Raw genomic sequence first — 16,511 nt, forward strand, 5'->3', positions numbered from 1 at the left:
CACCTCGATGGTGTTCGGCGCCGCGGCGCGCTGAGACATGGTTCGCTCCCTCATGCGGTGACCCCGAGGATCTGTGCGGCCGCCGACATCGCGAGCGTGCCGCGTTCCAGGTCGAGGCCCCGGTGCTCGTCGGCGCCGGAAGGCCCTGCGGCGGAACCGGTATCGCGCACCGCCTGGCCGATGGCGCGGCGCTCACCCTGCTCGTAGGCGCCGAATGTCCTGCGCAGCAAGGGGAGTGTTTCGATGAACCGTTCCTCGTCCAGGCCGCGCAGCCAGTCGTCGATGAGCCGGAGCAGTTCGCGGTCGTGCACGAGCAGCAGGCCGCGCCCGCCCACGAAACCGTCGATCCACGCCGCCTTCGCCTGCGCGGTATTGCCGACCGACAGCGCCGCGGAAAGCCTGCGCGCCGACTCGTTCTCGTCGATCCGCCCGGCATCGCACAGCAGGCGGACCGCGCGGCCGGCCAGCGCGCCGTGCACGTCGTCGCGATCGGCGACGCGCTGCAGCGCGGCGAGCCATTCACCGGTGGCCCAGCCGTCGTCGCGGGTGCGCACGGCGGTGTGCGCCGCATCGACCAGTCCGCGCAGATGCAGCGCCGCATCGGTGTCCAGGCCGGTCACCGCGCCCGGCAGGCCCGCGCAGATCCGGACGAGCAGGCCGTCGGCCACCTGCGCGAGCGCCTTGGTGTCGGTGCCGCGCACGTCGCCGTAGCGCAGCGTTCTGGTGAGGCCGGGCAGCGCGGCGAGCAGATGGGTGACGTCGTGGTCCAGCGCCGCGACCGAGGCCAGCCTGGCGATCAGGCCGTCGGTGGCGCCGCCGAGATCGGCGAGCAGCGCGGTATCGAGCGCGACGGCGAGGTCGCCGACGGTGACACCGTCGCGACCGGCGGTATCGAGGATCTTCGCCTCGGCCGCCGTGCGAATGGTGGTGCCCCAGCGCGACGCCTCGACGATGGCGACCGCGAATTCCGGTTCCCACCGCAGTGTCCAGGTCTCACGGAAGGTGCCTGTGCTGCGCACCTCACTGGATGCCGGTGTGCCCCAGTCGATGTCGAGTACCCGCAGCCGATGTAGCAGCCGCGACCGCTCCATCTCGCGTTCCTTGCGCAGATCGAGATCCAGCGTGCGCGACAGCGCCTCCTGCCTGATCCGCAGCGTCTTGATCCGCGCGCGCAGATCGGCGTCCAGCGGCACGGTCGGGGTGCCGTCGGGTACCGTGCCGAGCGCCTCACCGACGACGAGCTCGGTGGCGATCAGCCGCACCATCACCTCGTCGCCGCCGCACATCACCGCACGCACCGCCTCGGTCACCTCGGACAGCCCGGCCAGCGGACGGACGCGCATGGCGGCGAGTGTTTCGGCGAGCCGGACGGATTCGATGATGTGTGCGCTCGACACCGGCAGATCGTGCTCGCGCAGCACACCGGCCACCTTGGTCAGCCACCGCGCGACCGGCTGCTCGGTCTCGGTGAACAGATGGTGATACCACCCGGGCGAGTCGATGCCCGCGCCGTACCCCGACATCGTGGACAGCCGCGAATGCGTCCACGGAATCCACGTCAGCGCCGCCTTGGTCTTCGGCAACCCCTTGAGCACCTTGGCATCCGCCGTAGCGGGCCCCAGCTTCCCCGCCAGCGCCGGCGCATGCCATGCCCCGCACACCACCGCCAAACGCCGCGAACCCTCCTTCAACGCCTTACGCATGGTCTGCCGCATGTATGCCTCGCGCACCAGGGTGTGTGCGTCAACCCGAAGTTGCTCGGGGACAACGGGATCCGATTCGCCGTCCTGCTCTGCTGATTCGCGCAGCGCACCCATGGCTTCGGTGATCGCATCGAATGCGGCGGTGTCCGCGACGGATTCGACCACCGCGTCCCACCAGCGCTCGGCGTCGTCGTAGCCGCCCGCCGCCGCCAGTTCGGCGAGCGGGTCGGTGCGGTCGCCGGGCTCCTTGTCGACGGCAAGCACCGTCGACGCGGGCAGATCGCAGAAGCGAACGGGCACACCGTGTTCGGCGGCATACCGCATCGCCTGCCATTCCGGGGAGAACACCGCGAACGGCCAGAATGCCGCCTTCGCAGGTGAATCCGGAACGTAGGCCAGCAGCGCGACCGGCGGCATCATGCCCTCGGCGGCGACATAACCCACCAGCGGATCCGCATCCGCCGGTCCCTCGATCAGGATGGTGTCGGGCTGGAACTCCTCCAGCGCCAAGCGAACCGAGCGCGCCGACCCCGGTCCGTGGTGGCGGATGCCGAACACCCGAGTCACCGCCGGGCCGTCGGTAGCGTCGGCCGTTGCCTGCTGCATCTTGCTCACCCCCTGTTTCCGAGCTCCTCGATTCCGATCCGCACGCCTACCCCGTCACCTCGCGGCAGGCGCGGTAGAAGTCGGACCAGTCTTCGCGCTGGCGCACAACGGCTTCCAGGTATTCGGTCCAGACGACGGCGTCGGCGACCGGGTCCTTGACGACCGAGCCGAGTACCGCGCCCGCGATATCGGCGGCGCGCAGGGTGCCGTCGCCGAAGTGGGCGGACAGCGCGATGCCGTTGGTGATCACCGAGATCGCCTCGGCCGTGGACAGGGTGCCCGACGGCGACTTGAGTTTGGTGCGCCCGTCCGCGGTGATGCCGGAGCGCAGTTCCCGGAAGACCCGCACCACCCGGCGCACCTCCTCGGCGGCCGCGGGCACGGCGGGCAATTCCAGCGCGGTGCCGAGCTGGGCGACCCGGCGGGTGACGATCGCGACCTCCTCGTCCTCGCTGGCGGGCAGCGGCAGCACCACGGTGTTGAAGCGGCGGCGCAGCGCGGAGGACAGGTCGTTGACGCCGCGGTCGCGGTCGTTGGCGGTGGCGATCACGTTGAAGCCCTTGGCCGCCTGCACCTCGGTGCCGAGTTCCGGTACCGGCAGCGTCTTTTCGGACAGCACGGTGATCAGCGCGTCCTGCACGTCGGACGGGATGCGGGTGAGTTCCTCGAGCCGGGCGATGGCCCCGGCGCGCATCGCGGTCATCACCGGCGAGGGCACCAGCGCGCCCTCGCTCGGCCCCTCGGCGAGCAGCCGCGCGTAGTTCCAGCCGTAGCGGATGGCCTCCTCCGCGGTGCCGGAGGTGCCCTGGACGAGCAGCGTCGACGTGCCACAGATCGCCGCCGAAAGGTGTTCCGACACCCAGGTCTTCGCGGTGCCGGGCACACCGAGCAGCAGCAGCGCGCGGTCGGTGGCCAGCGTCGCGACGGCGACCTCCATCAACCTGCGCGGCCCGACGTACTTCGGCGTGATCACCGTGCCGTCGTCGAGCGCGCCGCCGAGCAGATAGGTGACAACGGCCCACGGCGACAGCTGCCAGGACGGCGGGCGCGGCCGGTCGTCGGCCGCGGCCAGTGCGCGCAATTCCTCGGCGAAGGCCTGTTCGGCGTGCGGCCGCAGCAGTGCGGTGCCTGCGGTGGTTTCGGTCATGGTCACTGGAGCTCCTCGAGCATCATCGAGCGGTGGTTGAGGTCGTGCACTAGGTGGTCGAATGCCTGTTCCCAGGCGGGTGATTCGCAGCGGCGGGCGACGACGGCGACCGCGTTGACCGCGACGAGCGGCAGGTGGACGGCCGCCATGGCGAGCAGCGACTGATGCGCGTTCGGTCCGGCGCTGTGGGCATCGTGGCGTTTGGCCGCGACGCGCGCGCGTTCGGCAAGCAGCAGGATCAGGTGCCGCGCCACCGGTTCCGGCCACACCGGCCCCATCGCGGGCAGCAGCGCCTCGATCTCGGAGAGCCACGACCCGTTGAGCTCGCACAGGTGCCGCGTGCGGTCCTCGGGCGCGAGCAGGGCGAACAGTTCACGCCGCCGCAGCATGGCCAGATCGGAGGGCACGCCCTTGCCGAACAACGCCGCCGCCCATCGCGAATTCCGCTGGGCCAGTGCGGCATCGATCCATCCGTCGAACAGCGGCTGCCGAAAGCGGTCGGGGACACCGGCATCGACCACCCGCGTCGCCGCGTCCCGTGCGCCGAGCACCTCCAGCGCGGTCTCCCAATGGGCCAGCGGCGTCGCGGCCACGAGCTGGCGCAGCCGCCCCGCCGTCACATCGGGCGCGACGCCCCAGCGGTAGCTGAATTCGACGGTGCGGTCGGTGATGCCGTCCCGGCGCGCCGCGTCGTCGAGCGCATCAGGGATATCGATGACGAAGTTCCAGTGTTGAATTGCGGCGCGCGCGGGGCCCTCCGTGGTTACGCAAGCTGCCTCCTCGGGGCCCGTCGCGCGCGCCGCGCGTTGCCTACTCCGCTCGGCGCGCACCCATGCCCGCGCACGTGCGGTCATCCGCAGGCCGAATTCCGCATCGGGCAGCCGGGTGAGCAGGCTCGCGGCGATGCGCCGGACGTCGGCGCGCCGGTCGTCGAGCGCGGTCTCCAGCAGTGGTTCGTCGGCCGCCGAGATCCCCTCGGTGAGTACGCCGATCAGCTCCGCCTTCAGCGGCCCCGACTCCTGTTTCCATGCGGCGGTGAGTGTCGCGCGCGCCGCGGCGGGATCGCGATGCCGCAGTGTGGCGAGCCAGTCCCGCCGTTCGGGTGGCTGCCCGAGGCGCCAGATCTCCTCGGCGGGCACCGAATCGCCGCGCCGCACCAGGTTCCGCCACTCCGGATGCCTGCTCGCCAGCCAGCGGCCGCGCGCACCCGCCAGGCGCAGGAGTGGTTCGCGCAGTGCGAGATTGCCGCGCGCGAAGTCGAGCAGCTGGCCGCACAGTGCATCCGGCGCGCGGTAATCGTGTGGTGCCGCGGCGGCGAACCATTCGGGCAGGAACGCCGACTTGTCCCGCAGCATGCGCGCGAGCCGGGCGGCGGCCAGGCGCGGCAGCAGCGGGCGCGGATCGTCCTCGGCCGGTTCCGGCGTGCTCGCGGTGCCCGCGACCACGCTGCCACGGCCGAAAGTGTCCTGCAGCGCGGCATATTCGAGGAGCAGCAGCGCCGGGTCGGTACGCAGGTGCGACGCGGCCGCGGCGACCGGGGGCGCGAGCTCGGTCCGATCGGGTGTGCGCCGCGCGGTGCCGAGCAGCGCCGCCGAGGTGAGGTCCTCGGCGCCGGGGCCGGGCGCCGCAGGCGAATTCGGTATCGCGCGTCCGGTGGGATCGGTGTGGTCCAGGTCGATTACCTCGCCCGCGGTGAACACCGAGATCGGGACGAGCCCCTCGCGGGTCCACTCGGCGGCGAGTGTCACGGGGTGGCCGCCGGAGATGCCGAGCAGCCGCCACGGCTGGTCGGTCACCGCGAGGGGGAGCGCTCTGCCGTCGGATTCCACTATGTACCAACCACTTTCGTTCGAGAGCGGTATCACGTCGGTGAGCAGCACCGGCCACGACCGCAGCCAGGGGTCGGCGCCGACCGCCCGCGCGTGCTGCGTCGCGGCGGTATCGATGGTCGCGTCCGCGCCGGGCAGCGTCGTGAACGGTTCGGCCGCACTGTATCTGGTGCCCCAGAGCGCGCGCAGTGGCGCCGCGCCGGGGTAGTAGTGCACATCCGCCTCGGCGAGCAGTCCCGGCGGCGGTATCTCGGCGGGAAAGCTCGGCGAGCCGAAGGAGTGGTCGACGATCAGCGCCCAGCGCCCGGTCTCGCGCCCGTACAACCAGATTCGCCGGGTGTGGAGCCGCTCCTCCTCGCTGATCCGCACCCCGAGCACCATCCAGCGATCGCGTACCGCGGGTTCGGTGCGCACCGTCTCCGCCGGCACCGGATAGCCGATGTGGCCGCGGACGCTGGCGCGCAGCGCGGGCGTCAGCTCGTCGAGGCGGCGATGCGCGGCGACGAGCAGATGCATGCCCGCGAACTCGCGCAACACGATCTCGGGCCAATCCGGACGCGTCACCACCACACTCGGCAGCCTGCGCAGCGCCGAGGCGATCCCTGGCGCCTGCGCGTCGACCATCCGCGCGGCGACCGCCTCGAATGCCGTGTAGGACCGATCGGTCTGCGCGAGCCCGGTGCGCACCTGATCGCCGAGCCAGATATCGAGCTCCTCCAGTCCGGCGGTGACCCTGACCCTGCGCTGCTCGGCCGTCGCTGGGTTGGCGGTGCGCGCGGTGGCGGTGGCGGGCTTGGCCGCGCGCGCTGTCCGCTCCGCGAGCCATTGCGCCGCGAAATCCGCTGTCCCCGTTGCCTCGTCGACGCGGCCCTGCGCGTAGTTCAGCAGCAGCGAGAGCGCGTGCTTGCACGGGAACTTCCGGCTCGGGCACGAGCACTTGTACGCGGGCCCTGCCAGGTCGACGATCGTCTGATAGGGCTTGGCGCCGCTGCCTTGGCACAGACCCCACAGCGCGTTGCCGAGGTATCCCGTCCCCTGCCAGCGGTTCGCGAGTTTGCGTGCCGCGGACAGCGAACTCGCGTCCGGCGCCAGCGCGGTCACCTGGTCGTCGGTCATGGCCGCGGTCATCGAACAACTCCTGCTCGCCGGTGTGTCATCGGTGATCCCCCGTTTTTCGGTTGCCGGATTTGTACCGCACCCCACCGACATGTGCCGTGCTCTGAGCCATTTCGATGGGGAAATCGCCGCGCGGACACCGGGTTCGGCGCCGACCGCATCTTGCGCAACCTGTCCGTTTCTGGCATTCTGTCCTGTTCGGCTGCGACCGAGCCACCCATTCGGGTGAGACACCATCGAGCTGCCCGTCGAGGTTGGCGAGGGGTGGACATCGAGCGCGGCCCCCGGTCGCTCGATGGCCATAAACCAGCCTCGCGGGCAGGTTCGATCGGTGAAGTGGGCGAAACCGACGTCATCGGGTAGCGTTTCTCGCAGCTTTCGACGACGACACCGCGCGCGGGGTTGGAGGATGTGCCGCGGTTCGGTGGTGGAGGGGGTTTCGCATGCAGACGGATGCCCATCCCGATACCGGTCGAGCCGATCCGGTGCCTCGACTGGGCGAGGTGGTTGCCCGCAGACTGGCCGAGGATCCGGCGGTGACCGCGGAGGTGGCCAAGGCGGTGCTTCGCGCCCTGCGCGGCGGCGAATCCGAGGATCAGGCAACCGAATTCGATGACACGGGCATCTTCCTGAAGGCGATCACGGTACGCGGTTTCCGCGGTATCGGCCCCGAGGCCACCCTGCACGTGGCGCCCGGTCCGGGCCTGACCCTGGTGGTCGGCCGCAACGGCAGCGGCAAGTCCAGCTTCGCCGAGGCCGCCGAATTGGCGCTCACCGGCGGGAATCGGCGTTGGGACGGCCGATCGGCGGCATGGCGGGAGGGCTGGCGCAATCTGCACGACGGCGATGCCGCCCGCATCGAACTCGATCTGCTGACCACCGGCAATGCGCCCGAGCTGACCATCGTCAAGCAGTGGCGCCCCGGCGCCGACCTGTCCGCCGCGCACTGGACCGAGCAGCGACCACCCACCGCCGCAACGGCTTTCGCGACGGAGAAGTGGGCGGCGCTGCTCGAGCTGTACCGGCCCTTCCTGTCCTACAGTGAGCTCGGCGCGCTCGTCGACGGCAAGCCGAGCGATCTGTTCGACGCGTTGCATCAACTGCTCGGCCTCGACGAACTCACGTTGGCGCAGGAGCGGATTCGCTCCCGCAGACTGGAACTCGAACGGGCGGTGCGAGATTCGCGCCAGGAGCGGCTGGACCTGGTGAGCGCGCTCGCCCCGGTGGCCGACGACCGCGCGATCAGGATGGCGAGCCTGCTGCGGCCCGCGCAACCCGATCTCACCGCGATCGGCCGTGAGCTGCACGGCAATGCCGAAGATCCCTCCGGCCCAGCGGGATTGCGCGCGATCGTCCGGCTGGTACTGCCCAGCGGCCACCGGGTGGCCGCGGTGGCCGAGCGGCTGGAGGAATGCGGCGCGGTACTCGCCCGCGATTCGACCGCGGATGCCGAAGCCGATTTGCGCGTGTTGGAATTGTTGCGCAAGGCGCGCGAACACGTTGCGGCGAGCGGTGATTGCGAATGTCCGGTCTGCGGTCGCGGCAGGCTCGACGATGTGTGGGCGCGCGCCGCGGATATCTCCATCGCGACGCTCGGCGCCCGCCTCGACGCGCTGACCACGGCGCGCACCGAGCTGGACCAGGCGGTGCACGCCGCGCGCGCCCTGCCCAATCATGTACCGCCCGAACTGGATTTCGATCCGCGCAATCCGCCGACGGTGGATACCGAGGCGGTCCGCGCGGCCTGGGTCGAATGGGCCGCGCTGACCACCGCCGAGTACAGCGCCGAGCTGCCCGATCGGCTGCGCTGGGCGCATCAGCGCCTCGTCGACCAGCTGGAGCAGCTGCAGCAGGGCACCCGCAAAGAGCTGGACCGCCTCGACGAGGTGTGGTCGCCGCTGGTGCCGCGCATCGCGGCCTGGCTCGACGGCGCGAAGCAGGTCGCCGCGCGGGCCGGTGAGCTGCGCACCGTCAAACGTGCCGAGGACTGGCTGAAGTCGGCGACCGCCGGGTTGCGCGGCGAGCGGATGGCGCCGCTGGAGACCACGGCACGCTGGGTCTGGCAGACGCTGCGCCAGCAGAGCAATGTCGAGCTCGGCGCGATTCGGCTGCAGGGCAACGCGGGAACGGCGCGGCGGGTGCTGCTCGACGTCACCGTCGACGATGTGGACGGCGCCGCGCTCGGTGTGATGAGCCAGGGCGAATTGCACGCGCTCGGGCTATCGCTGTTCCTGCCGAGGGCCACCGTGGAGGAGAGCCCGTTCCGGTTCGTCATGATCGACGATCCGGTGCAGGCGATGGATCCGGCGAAGGTGGACGGGCTCGCGCGGGTACTCGCCGCGGTGGCGTGGACCAGGCAGGTGGTGGTGTTCACCCACGATGAGCGCCTCGCCGAGGCGGTGCGCAGGATGCAGCTGGACGCGACGGTGCTCGAGGTGCAGCGGCGGGAGCGCTCGGTGGTCGAGGTGCGGGTGTCGAGCGATCCGATCCGCCGCTACCTCGACGATGCCCGCTCGCTGATTCGTACGCCGCAGCTGCCGCCCGCTATCGCCGACGAACTCGTCGCTTCCTGCTGCCGCTCGGCGATCGAGGCGGCGAGCCTGGCCAGGGCGCGCCGGAATCTGCTGGCTGGCGGGATGGATCATCGCGTGGTCGAGCGGCATATCGAGGGCGCGCACACCACGCGGGCCATGGTCGCGCTCGCGGTGATGGGCGTCTCCGGCAAGGTGGACGACCTGAACAAACACCTGACCGGTCTGGAGGGCCGCTGGGTCGTCGATGTGCTGCGCGATGCCACCGCGGGCGCGCACGTGCCGATCGGGCGCGGTATGCGCGAGCTGATCACCGATACCGAAAGGTTTGTCGCTTGGCTCGCGCGCTGAGTGGGCAACCGGATGCCATGAGGATCGGCTGGTGAGCGAGCGGCGCGGGGCGGGCGACGGCAAACAGGGCAACGGCAAACAGGGCAACGGCAAACAGAGCAACGGCAAACAGAGCAACGGCCGACAGGGGAACGGCAGGTACGGCAACGGTCGGCACGGCAAGCCCAAAGGTGATCGCGGGCAGGGGAGTTCGAAGCGGGAGGGCAGGCGCGGACCCGCTGGACCGGACCGTCCCTCCTTCGTCGAGCGGCTCGACGCCGTCGACCGGCTGCTCGCCGGTTCGGTGACCGACGCGGGCGGCCTGTGGTCGCGGGCGACCGCGTGGATTCTGCGGCTCGCGCTGGAGCAGTCGGTGGACGAGCTGTGGCTACGCATCGCGCCCGATCTGGTGCGCTGCCCGATGCGGGCACAGCTGCTCGCCCTGCGATTCTTCGCGGGTGCCGAGGCCGCGGCACAGGTCGCGACGGTATGGGCGGCGCTCTCCCGCGCCGCCCACCACCATGACTACGAACTCGCGCCCAGCGTCACCGAATTGCGCCGCTGGCGTGAGCAAACGGCCCGCATCGCAACCGAACTCGCGGGCGTGACGATGTGAAATCAGAGCACCCGCAGTAGTCCGATGATGCTGCTCAGCAAGAAGATGCTGTTCGCGGCGATGGAAGACCCCGAGCCCAGGATGTTCAGCATATTGAGCAATGGCATGGTCTGGCTCCTTCAGCGAGGGGGAAGCAAGCCTGTGCACAACGTGATTCGGAGTACTGGGCGGTACGGATCTGTGTTGGATTGCGGCGCTCCCCGGTGCCCTCCGTGGTTACGCGGGCTGCCTCCTCCTGGCCCGTCGCTCGCGCCGCGGACTCGCGGTGTGCTGAGGGGCCGATGTCCCGGGCGCTCCGGACGGCGGCGAGGATTGGGGGATGGGCGAATCGCGACGGTGTCCGTGCGGACAGGGTGAGGTCTTCGACAACTGCTGTGGGCCGGTGCTCGCCGGCGAGCGGCCCGCGCCGACCGCCGAGGCGCTGATGCGCTCGCGCTACACCGCGTTCGCGGTCGGCGACCGCGACTACCTGCTGCGCTCCTGGCATCCGAGCACCAGGCCGCCCGGGCTCGAGCTCGATCCGGATCAGCGCTGGCTGTTCCTGGAGATCCTGCGGACCGAGCGCGGCGGCCTCTTCGACGACACCGGCCTCGTCGAATTCGTCGCGCACTATCGTGCCGACGGCGCCCGCGACTCGCTGCACGAGGTGAGCACCTTCGAGCGCGCGGACGGCGCGTGGGTCTACCGCGACGGGGTGATGCGGCCATGACCGGTAGCGTCTCGGTCATGCCGCGTGTCGCGATTGAATACTGCACTCAGTGCCGCTGGCTGCTGCGGGCGGGCTGGATGGCGCAGGAGCTGCTGAGCACCTTCGGCACCGAGCTCGGCGAGGTCGCGCTGATTCCGGGCGAAGGCGGTGTCTTCCGGATCAGCGTCGACGGCGAGCAGGTGTGGGAACGCAAGGCGGACGGCGGTTTTCCCGAGATCGCGGTGCTCAAGCAGCGGGTGCGCGACCGCGTCGCCCCCGACCGCGACCTCGGCCACGCCGACGTGCAGAAGCACAGCGGCGGGTAGCGCCTCGATGAGGGGTGGTGGTCGGGCGACGGGCGGGCCTAGCAGCAGCCTCCGCCGCCGCAGCACCCGCCACCGGCCGGTCGCGGCGCCGGGCTCGGCATCGACGGCGCATTGCCGCGGCCGACGGTCGCGAACGTGGTCAGCAGCTTGACGGTGTCGTCGTGTCCGCTCGGACACGACGCGGGATCGGACGCCTGCGCCATCGGCCGGTTCACCTCGAAGGTGTCCCCACAACTACGGCAGCGGAAGCTGTAACTCGGCATCCGCTCAGCGTAACGGTGATCACTCGATCTAGTGCGTCGTGCTACCCGCTCTTCCGCAGGGACGTACCCTCGAAGAACAGATCGCACGAGGCAGAGGCGCGAGTCAGCAAATCCTCAGCCATCGAGTGGTCGCGGTAGGAGGTGCGGGAAGTTGAGTACGCAGTTCGAGACGTCGGCCGGGCAGCAGACCGGCGAGGGTCCGGTCGCGAAGACGATGTACGGACAGGTCCGCGGCCTGTGGGACGGTCCGATCGCGGTATGGCGCAGCATTCCGTACGCGGCGGCGCCCGCGGGCCCCGAACGCTTCCGCCCGCCGCGCCCGCGCGCCGAGTGGGACGGCATCCGCGAATGCACCCGCTTCGGCGATATCGCACCGCAGACCATGGGCCCGATGGTGCCCATCGATGCGGGGCTGAACACCGGCGAGGACTGCCTGTGGCTGAACGTCTGGTCGCCGCGCCCGACCGAGGACGGTGAACCGCGTCCGGTCATGGTCTGGATCCACGGCGGCGCCTACTGCCTCGGCACCGCCGCCCAGGGGCTCTACGACGGTCGTAAACTCGCCGAGGCGGGCGATGTGGTGATCGTCGCGATCAACTACCGGCTCGGCGCCTTCGGCTTCCTCGACCTGTCCTCGCTCGGTGACGAATTCGTGCCCAATCTCGGCCTGCACGATCAGATCGCGGCGCTGGAATGGGTGCGCGACAACATCTCCGGCTTCGGCGGCGACCCGGGCAACGTGACCGTTTTCGGCGAGTCGTCCGGTGGTGGTTGTGTCACAACACTTCTCACCTCGCCGCGCGCTGCCGGGCTGTTCCACAAGGCGATCGCGCAGAGCCCGCCCGCGACCACCGTCTTCGGGCCGGAGCGCTCCGCCGGTGTGGCACAGCGGTTCCTGGAGCTGCTCGAGCTGCCGCGTGCGCGGGTCGGCGAACTGCTCACTTGCCCGATCGAACGCATCGTCGACGCGGCGGGCGTGCTGCTCGACGAGATACCGTCCAAGGAACCGGGCAGGCTGGCCGCCGCGCCGGTGGTCGACGGTGAACTCGTGCCGACCTATCCGATCGATCGCTTCCAGCACGGCCGCTCGCACCGGGTGCCGCTGATCATCGGCACCAACAAGGACGAGGCCTCGCTGTTCCGGCTGTTCCGCTCGCCGATCATGCCGGTCACTCCGGATGCCGTGAACGCCATGCTGCGCGACGTGGCGGCCGGTCATCCGGGGATGTCGCACGAGCGGATCGCCGAAATCACCTCCGCCTATCCCGATCTCGACAAAACCCGCGGCGCGCTGGCCATGTCCACCGACGCGGCGTTCCGCATGCCGGCGCACTGGGTCGCCGACGCGCACGCCGGGCATTCACCCACCTGGATGTACCGCTTCGACCATGCGACGCCGATGCTGCGCGCCGCCAGGGTCGGCGCCGGGCATGCCACCGAATTGCCATATGTCTTCGGCAATTTCGGCACCTTCAACCACGACCCGACCTTCTGGCTCGGCGGCCGCAAGGTGGCCATGGAGGTATCGGGGCGGATGATGCGCCGCTGGCTCGCCTTCGCCACCCACGGCGTCCCCGCCGCGCTCGACGGCTCCAAGCACTGGCCGCCCTACCGGCCGGCCAGCCGCACCACCCTGCTCATCGACACGGTCGACCGCGTGGTCGACAATCCGGATCGCGACCTGCACACCGCATGGGGCGAACAGGCCGTCGGCTTCAGCTGAACACGCGAAATGCGCCGACACGCACCGATTCTCGCGCTTCGATGCCCGGCGGGCGGGGGTTCGACCTTAGGATCACGGTGATCAGATGCGGATCGGCGTGGTTCGGTGAGGGCAGGCTTCGCCACGCGCCGTAATCGAAGGGATTGGTAGTGAGTGTGATTCGGATGCGTGCGCTGATGCTCGCCGGGGTCGGAGCGCTCGGCACGATCGGAATGGTTGTCGCGCCGCAGGTGGCGAACGCCGAGTCGGCCGGGGCATACAGCTGTCAGTCGCTGTGGTTCTTCGACAACGGCCAGATCAACGCGCAGGGTTGTTCGGCGTCGGGGAGCGTGCCGAAGGTCGGCACGCTGAACCAGTTCGATCTCAAGGGAACCGCCGGTGTCTCCGCAGGTAAGACGTGGACCTGCGAGATGGGTATGGCGACGCAGGTGATGGCACCGCAGAACGACGTGATCGGCTTCAACTGCCAGCCGGTGCTGTGATCCGGTGGCCGCGCACCCCCTAGGGCGCGCGGCCTTTCGCCGCTACACGTCGGTGGAAAAGCGGATGCCGCCGTCGGGGATTTCCACACCCGGCCAGATACGGGCGCCGCGCAGCAGTTCACAGCGGGCACCGATCTGGGAGCCGTCACCGATGACCGCGTCGCGCACCAGCGCGCGCGGGCCGATACGGGCGCCGAACCCGATGATCGAGCGCTCGACCACCGCACCGGCCTCGATCTGCGCGCCGTCGAAGACGACCGCGCTGTCGAGCCGAGCGCCCGCGCCGACCTCGGCACCGCGGCCGATGACGGTGCCGCCGATGAGCAGCGCGCCCGGCGCGACACCCGCGCCGGGATGCACCAGCGATTCACCACGCTGACCGTTCAGCGCCGGTGACGGCGCGATACCGCGCACCAGATCGGCCGAGCCGCGGACGAAGTCCTCCGGTGTGCCCATATCCCGCCAGTACGCCATATCGACGTGGCCCTGCACCCGCGCGCCCTCGGCGAGCAGCGCGGGGAACACCTCGCGCTCCACCGAGACCGGGCGCCCCGACGGGATCTTCTCGATGTATTCGCGGCGGAACACGTAGCAGCCCGCGTTGATCTGATCGGTCGGCGGATCCTGGGTCTTCTCCAGGAACGCGGTGACCCGGCCGTCCTCGTCGGTGGGTACGCAGCCGAACGCGCGCGGATCGCTGACCCGCACCAGATGCAGCGTCACATCGGCGTTCGTCGTCTCGTGCGTCTCCAGCACCGCGTTGAGGTCGGTGCCGCCGAGCACGTCACCGTTGAACACCATGATGTTGTCGGCACGCAGCTTGGGCAGCACGTTGCGGATGCCGCCGCCGGTGCCGAGCGGCTTGGTCTCGGTGACGTACTCCAGCTCGAGGCCCAGTTCGGAGCCGTCGCCGAAGTGCTCCTCGAAGATCTCCGCCTTGTACGACGTGCCGAGCACCACGTGGGTGATCCCGGCATCGGCGATGCGGGCGAGCAGGTGCGTCAGGAACGGCAGTCCGGCCGTCGGCAGCATGGGCTTGGGCGCCGAGAGCGTGAGTGGCCGCAGCCGTGTGCCCTGACCGCCGACCAGAACCACGGCGTCCGTGTCTGCTTTTCCTGCCATCTGGGTCCCCTGTTCACGGTGGATGGTTGTGCTGACGCCAAGCCACAGGTCACGGGCCCCGGTCGCCCGTCACCTCGGCGCCCGAAGGCGCCGTACCTACATCGTGACGCTAACTCCGCGCTTTCTCACGCAGCGCAGATCGAACCGCAATCCGCTCGCGCACCGCAAGTCCGGCGCGCAACGCCAGCCGCAGCGGTGCCTGCCACCAGTGCGGATGCCTGTCTGCCTGGAAACGGTACGCGCTGGCGTGGTGAGCGGGCAGCATTACCTCCGGATTACGTCCGGCAGCATGTCCCTTTGCATGGGTGACCTCGGATGAGGGCACGAAAACGTTGTGCCAGCCCGCCTTGCCCATGCGGTCGCCGAAGTCGACGTCCTCCATGTACATGAAGTAGCGCGAATCGAAGCCGTCGATCGCGTCGAACGCCGCGCGCCGCACCAGCAGGCACGATCCGGACAGCCAGCCGACGGTCCGCTCGGAGATCTGCTCGTTCTCCTGGCGGTAGCGGCGGGTCCACGGGTTGGCGGGCCAGATCGAACCGAGGATGGCGTGGCCCGCGCCGTCGAGCAGACCGGGCACCGAGCGCGCGGAGGGGTAGACGCTGCCGTCCGGTTCCCGCACCAGCGGGCCGAGCGCGCCCGCACGCGGCCAGCGCTGCGCCGCGGCGAGCAGCTGGTCGATCGAGTCTGTGCCCCAACGGATATCGGGGTTGGCGATGACGATGAATTCGACGCTCGGATCGATCTCGGCGACGGCACGGTTGATCGCGCCGCCGTAGCCGATGTTGCCGCCGGTGCGCAGCAGGCGGACGTGCGAATTGGCCTCGGCGGCCAGCTCGGGGGTGCCGTCGGTCGACCCGTTGTCGGCGAGGATCACCTGCGGCTTCTCGCTGGTGGCGTCGGCGAGGGTCGAGATGAAGTGCTCGAGGTGCTCGCCGGGTGAATAGGTCACCGTGACGACGACAAGGCCACCGGGGGCCGCAGGATGCGATTCACTCACGAATATTCAGCCTAGTCGGAACGCCGCGCCAGCGCGTCCCGCAGTGCGGCTTCCCATGGGCGCAGCGGTGTCAGTCCGGCGGCGGCCCAGGCGTGGTTGGACAGCACCGAATATGCCGGGCGCCGTGCGGGTCTCGGAAAGGCGGATGAGTCACACGGGTGAACGCGGTCCGGGTCGGCGCCGATACCGGCGAAGACCGCGCGGGCCAACTCGAACCAGCTCGCCCGGCCCGCGTTGGTGGCGTGCAGCAGCCGCGGAGCATCCGGTCGGTTGACCAATTCCAGGAGCCCCGCGGCGAGGTCCGCGGCGTAGGTCGGCGAGCCGATCTGGTCGTCGACCACGTCGATCGTGTCGCGCTGGCGCTCCAGCCGCAACATCGTGGCTACGAAATCGCTACCCGCTCCGGCGTAGACCCACGCGGTGCGCACCACGTGCGCGTGCGGCGCCAGCTCGAGTACCGCGCGCTCACCGGCCAGTTTGGACGCGCCGTAGACAGTGGCGGGCCCGGTCGGGTCGCCGGTCTCGTACGGCCGATCGCCGGTGCCGGGGAAGACGTAGTCGGTGGACAGATGGATCAGCCTGGCGCCTGCCGCGGCGCAGGCGGCGGCGAGTACGGCCGGTCCGGTCTCGTTCACGGCGAACGCGGCCCGCGTATCGGTTTCGGCCTGGTCGACGGCGGTGTAGGCGGCGCAGTTGAGCACCACGTCGCCGGGTTCGAGCACCGCGCGCACCGCCGCGGCGTCGGTGATGTCGAGTGCGGTGTGGCCGAAACCACGGGCGTGGGGTGCGCGGCGCAGCAGTTCCTGTCCGACTTGTCCGCTCGCACCCGTCACGACCAGGCGGGCGGTGGATTCGATCGCGCGCGACGGCGCGATGTTCGGGTCGATCACAGCGCAAGTCTGGCACGCGCCACGCCCGCGCGTTGAGGTCCGCTGCGGTAACGGTTGGTTAGCCTATGGGGAACCGGGGGCTGCGTTGCCTGAACTGATCCGCTTACGGGGAAAGCAGTTTCAGTGGCGGTGCCTCTGG

The 16,511-nt window shown here is 70.2% G+C and carries 13 protein-coding genes; 6 read left to right on the forward strand and 7 right to left on the reverse strand.

The genetic code is table 11. The features are described 5' to 3' along the window. Positions 1-50 precede the first annotated feature (50 nt). Genes ACIG5A_RS33265 through ACIG5A_RS33275 form a run of 3 tightly spaced genes read right to left on the reverse strand, consistent with a single transcriptional unit; the run spans position 51 to position 6,413 of the window. On the reverse strand, positions 51-2,309 hold the full coding sequence (locus ACIG5A_RS33265) for a DUF5682 family protein (RefSeq protein WP_397247409.1): 2,259 nt from the start codon (positions 2,307-2,309) through the stop codon (positions 51-53). 46 nt (positions 2,310-2,355) lie between these two features. Beyond that, positions 2,356-3,456: an AAA family ATPase gene (locus tag ACIG5A_RS33270; RefSeq protein WP_397247993.1), complete on the reverse strand. Its 1,101-nt coding sequence runs from the start codon at positions 3,454-3,456 to the stop codon at positions 2,356-2,358. A gap of 2 nt (positions 3,457-3,458) precedes the next feature. After that, positions 3,459-6,413 (reverse strand): SWIM zinc finger family protein, encoded by a 2,955-nt coding sequence (locus ACIG5A_RS33275; protein ID WP_397247411.1) that lies wholly within the window; start codon positions 6,411-6,413, stop codon positions 3,459-3,461. 431 nt (positions 6,414-6,844) lie between these two features. Here ACIG5A_RS33275 and ACIG5A_RS33280 point away from each other — a divergent pair, with 431 nt between their 5' ends. The 4 genes from ACIG5A_RS33280 (at position 6,845) to ACIG5A_RS33295 (ending at position 10,892) form a co-directional block, all read left to right on the forward strand. Continuing rightward, positions 6,845-9,283, forward strand: coding sequence for an AAA family ATPase (locus ACIG5A_RS33280; protein WP_397247413.1), 2,439 nt, complete (start codon positions 6,845-6,847; stop codon positions 9,281-9,283). A 31-nt stretch (positions 9,284-9,314) separates the two neighbouring features. After that, positions 9,315-9,878, forward strand: coding sequence for a hypothetical protein (locus ACIG5A_RS33285; RefSeq protein WP_397247415.1), 564 nt, complete (start codon positions 9,315-9,317; stop codon positions 9,876-9,878). 319 nt (positions 9,879-10,197) lie between these two features. After that, positions 10,198-10,587 (forward strand): YchJ family protein, encoded by a 390-nt coding sequence (locus tag ACIG5A_RS33290; RefSeq protein ID WP_397247417.1) that lies wholly within the window; start codon positions 10,198-10,200, stop codon positions 10,585-10,587. 17 nt (positions 10,588-10,604) lie between these two features. Continuing rightward, entirely contained in the window at positions 10,605-10,892 is a 288-nt protein-coding gene (locus tag ACIG5A_RS33295; protein ID WP_397247419.1) for a SelT/SelW/SelH family protein, read from the forward strand. A gap of 38 nt (positions 10,893-10,930) precedes the next feature. On the opposite strand, the gene ACIG5A_RS33300 is transcribed toward ACIG5A_RS33295, so the two are convergent. Then, a complete protein-coding gene (locus tag ACIG5A_RS33300; protein WP_397247421.1) occupies positions 10,931-11,155 on the reverse strand; it encodes a zinc ribbon domain-containing protein in 225 nt (74 codons plus the stop codon). Positions 11,156-11,306: 151 nt separating this feature from the next. Between ACIG5A_RS33300 and ACIG5A_RS33305 the strand changes: the two genes are divergently transcribed. After that, the gene (locus ACIG5A_RS33305) at positions 11,307-12,878 is read left to right on the forward strand and encodes a carboxylesterase/lipase family protein (protein WP_397247423.1); all 1,572 of its coding nucleotides are present in this window, start codon (positions 11,307-11,309) and stop codon (positions 12,876-12,878) included. A gap of 149 nt (positions 12,879-13,027) precedes the next feature. Further along, positions 13,028-13,360 (forward strand): hypothetical protein, encoded by a 333-nt coding sequence (locus tag ACIG5A_RS33310; RefSeq protein ID WP_397247425.1) that lies wholly within the window; start codon positions 13,028-13,030, stop codon positions 13,358-13,360. Positions 13,361-13,402: 42 nt separating this feature from the next. Here ACIG5A_RS33310 and ACIG5A_RS33315 read toward each other — a convergent pair whose 3' ends face one another. From ACIG5A_RS33315 to rfbD, 3 genes are all read right to left on the reverse strand, one after another. After that, the gene (locus ACIG5A_RS33315) at positions 13,403-14,482 is read right to left on the reverse strand and encodes a sugar phosphate nucleotidyltransferase (protein ID WP_397247427.1); all 1,080 of its coding nucleotides are present in this window, start codon (positions 14,480-14,482) and stop codon (positions 13,403-13,405) included. A 109-nt stretch (positions 14,483-14,591) separates the two neighbouring features. Then, positions 14,592-15,482, reverse strand: coding sequence for a glycosyltransferase family 2 protein (locus ACIG5A_RS33320; protein ID WP_397247429.1), 891 nt, complete (start codon positions 15,480-15,482; stop codon positions 14,592-14,594). Positions 15,483-15,493: 11 nt separating this feature from the next. Next, on the reverse strand, positions 15,494-16,372 hold the full coding sequence (gene rfbD / locus ACIG5A_RS33325) for a dTDP-4-dehydrorhamnose reductase (RefSeq protein WP_397247431.1): 879 nt from the start codon (positions 16,370-16,372) through the stop codon (positions 15,494-15,496). Positions 16,373-16,511 lie beyond the last annotated feature (139 nt).

The organism is Nocardia sp. NPDC052566 (assembly GCF_044547285.1).
GTDB lineage: Bacteria > Actinomycetota > Actinomycetes > Mycobacteriales > Mycobacteriaceae > Nocardia.

What these genes read in the sequence shown, in the direction of transcription:
- ACIG5A_RS33265 (WP_397247409.1), bottom strand. Translation starts at nt 2,309, where the DNA reads ATGCAGCAGGCAACGGCCGACGCTACCGACGGCCCGGCGGTGACTCGG.
- ACIG5A_RS33270 (WP_397247993.1), bottom strand. Translation starts at nt 3,456, where the DNA reads ATGACCGAAACCACCGCAGGCACCGCACTGCTGCGGCCGCACGCCGAA.
- ACIG5A_RS33275 (WP_397247411.1), bottom strand. Translation starts at nt 6,413, where the DNA reads ATGACCGCGGCCATGACCGACGACCAGGTGACCGCGCTGGCGCCGGAC.
- ACIG5A_RS33280 (WP_397247413.1), top strand. Translation starts at nt 6,845, where the DNA reads ATGCAGACGGATGCCCATCCCGATACCGGTCGAGCCGATCCGGTGCCT.
- ACIG5A_RS33290 (WP_397247417.1), top strand. Translation starts at nt 10,198, where the DNA reads ATGGGCGAATCGCGACGGTGTCCGTGCGGACAGGGTGAGGTCTTCGAC.
- ACIG5A_RS33295 (WP_397247419.1), top strand. Translation starts at nt 10,605, where the DNA reads ATGCCGCGTGTCGCGATTGAATACTGCACTCAGTGCCGCTGGCTGCTG.
- ACIG5A_RS33300 (WP_397247421.1), bottom strand. Translation starts at nt 11,155, where the DNA reads ATGCCGAGTTACAGCTTCCGCTGCCGTAGTTGTGGGGACACCTTCGAG.
- ACIG5A_RS33315 (WP_397247427.1), bottom strand. Translation starts at nt 14,482, where the DNA reads ATGGCAGGAAAAGCAGACACGGACGCCGTGGTTCTGGTCGGCGGTCAG.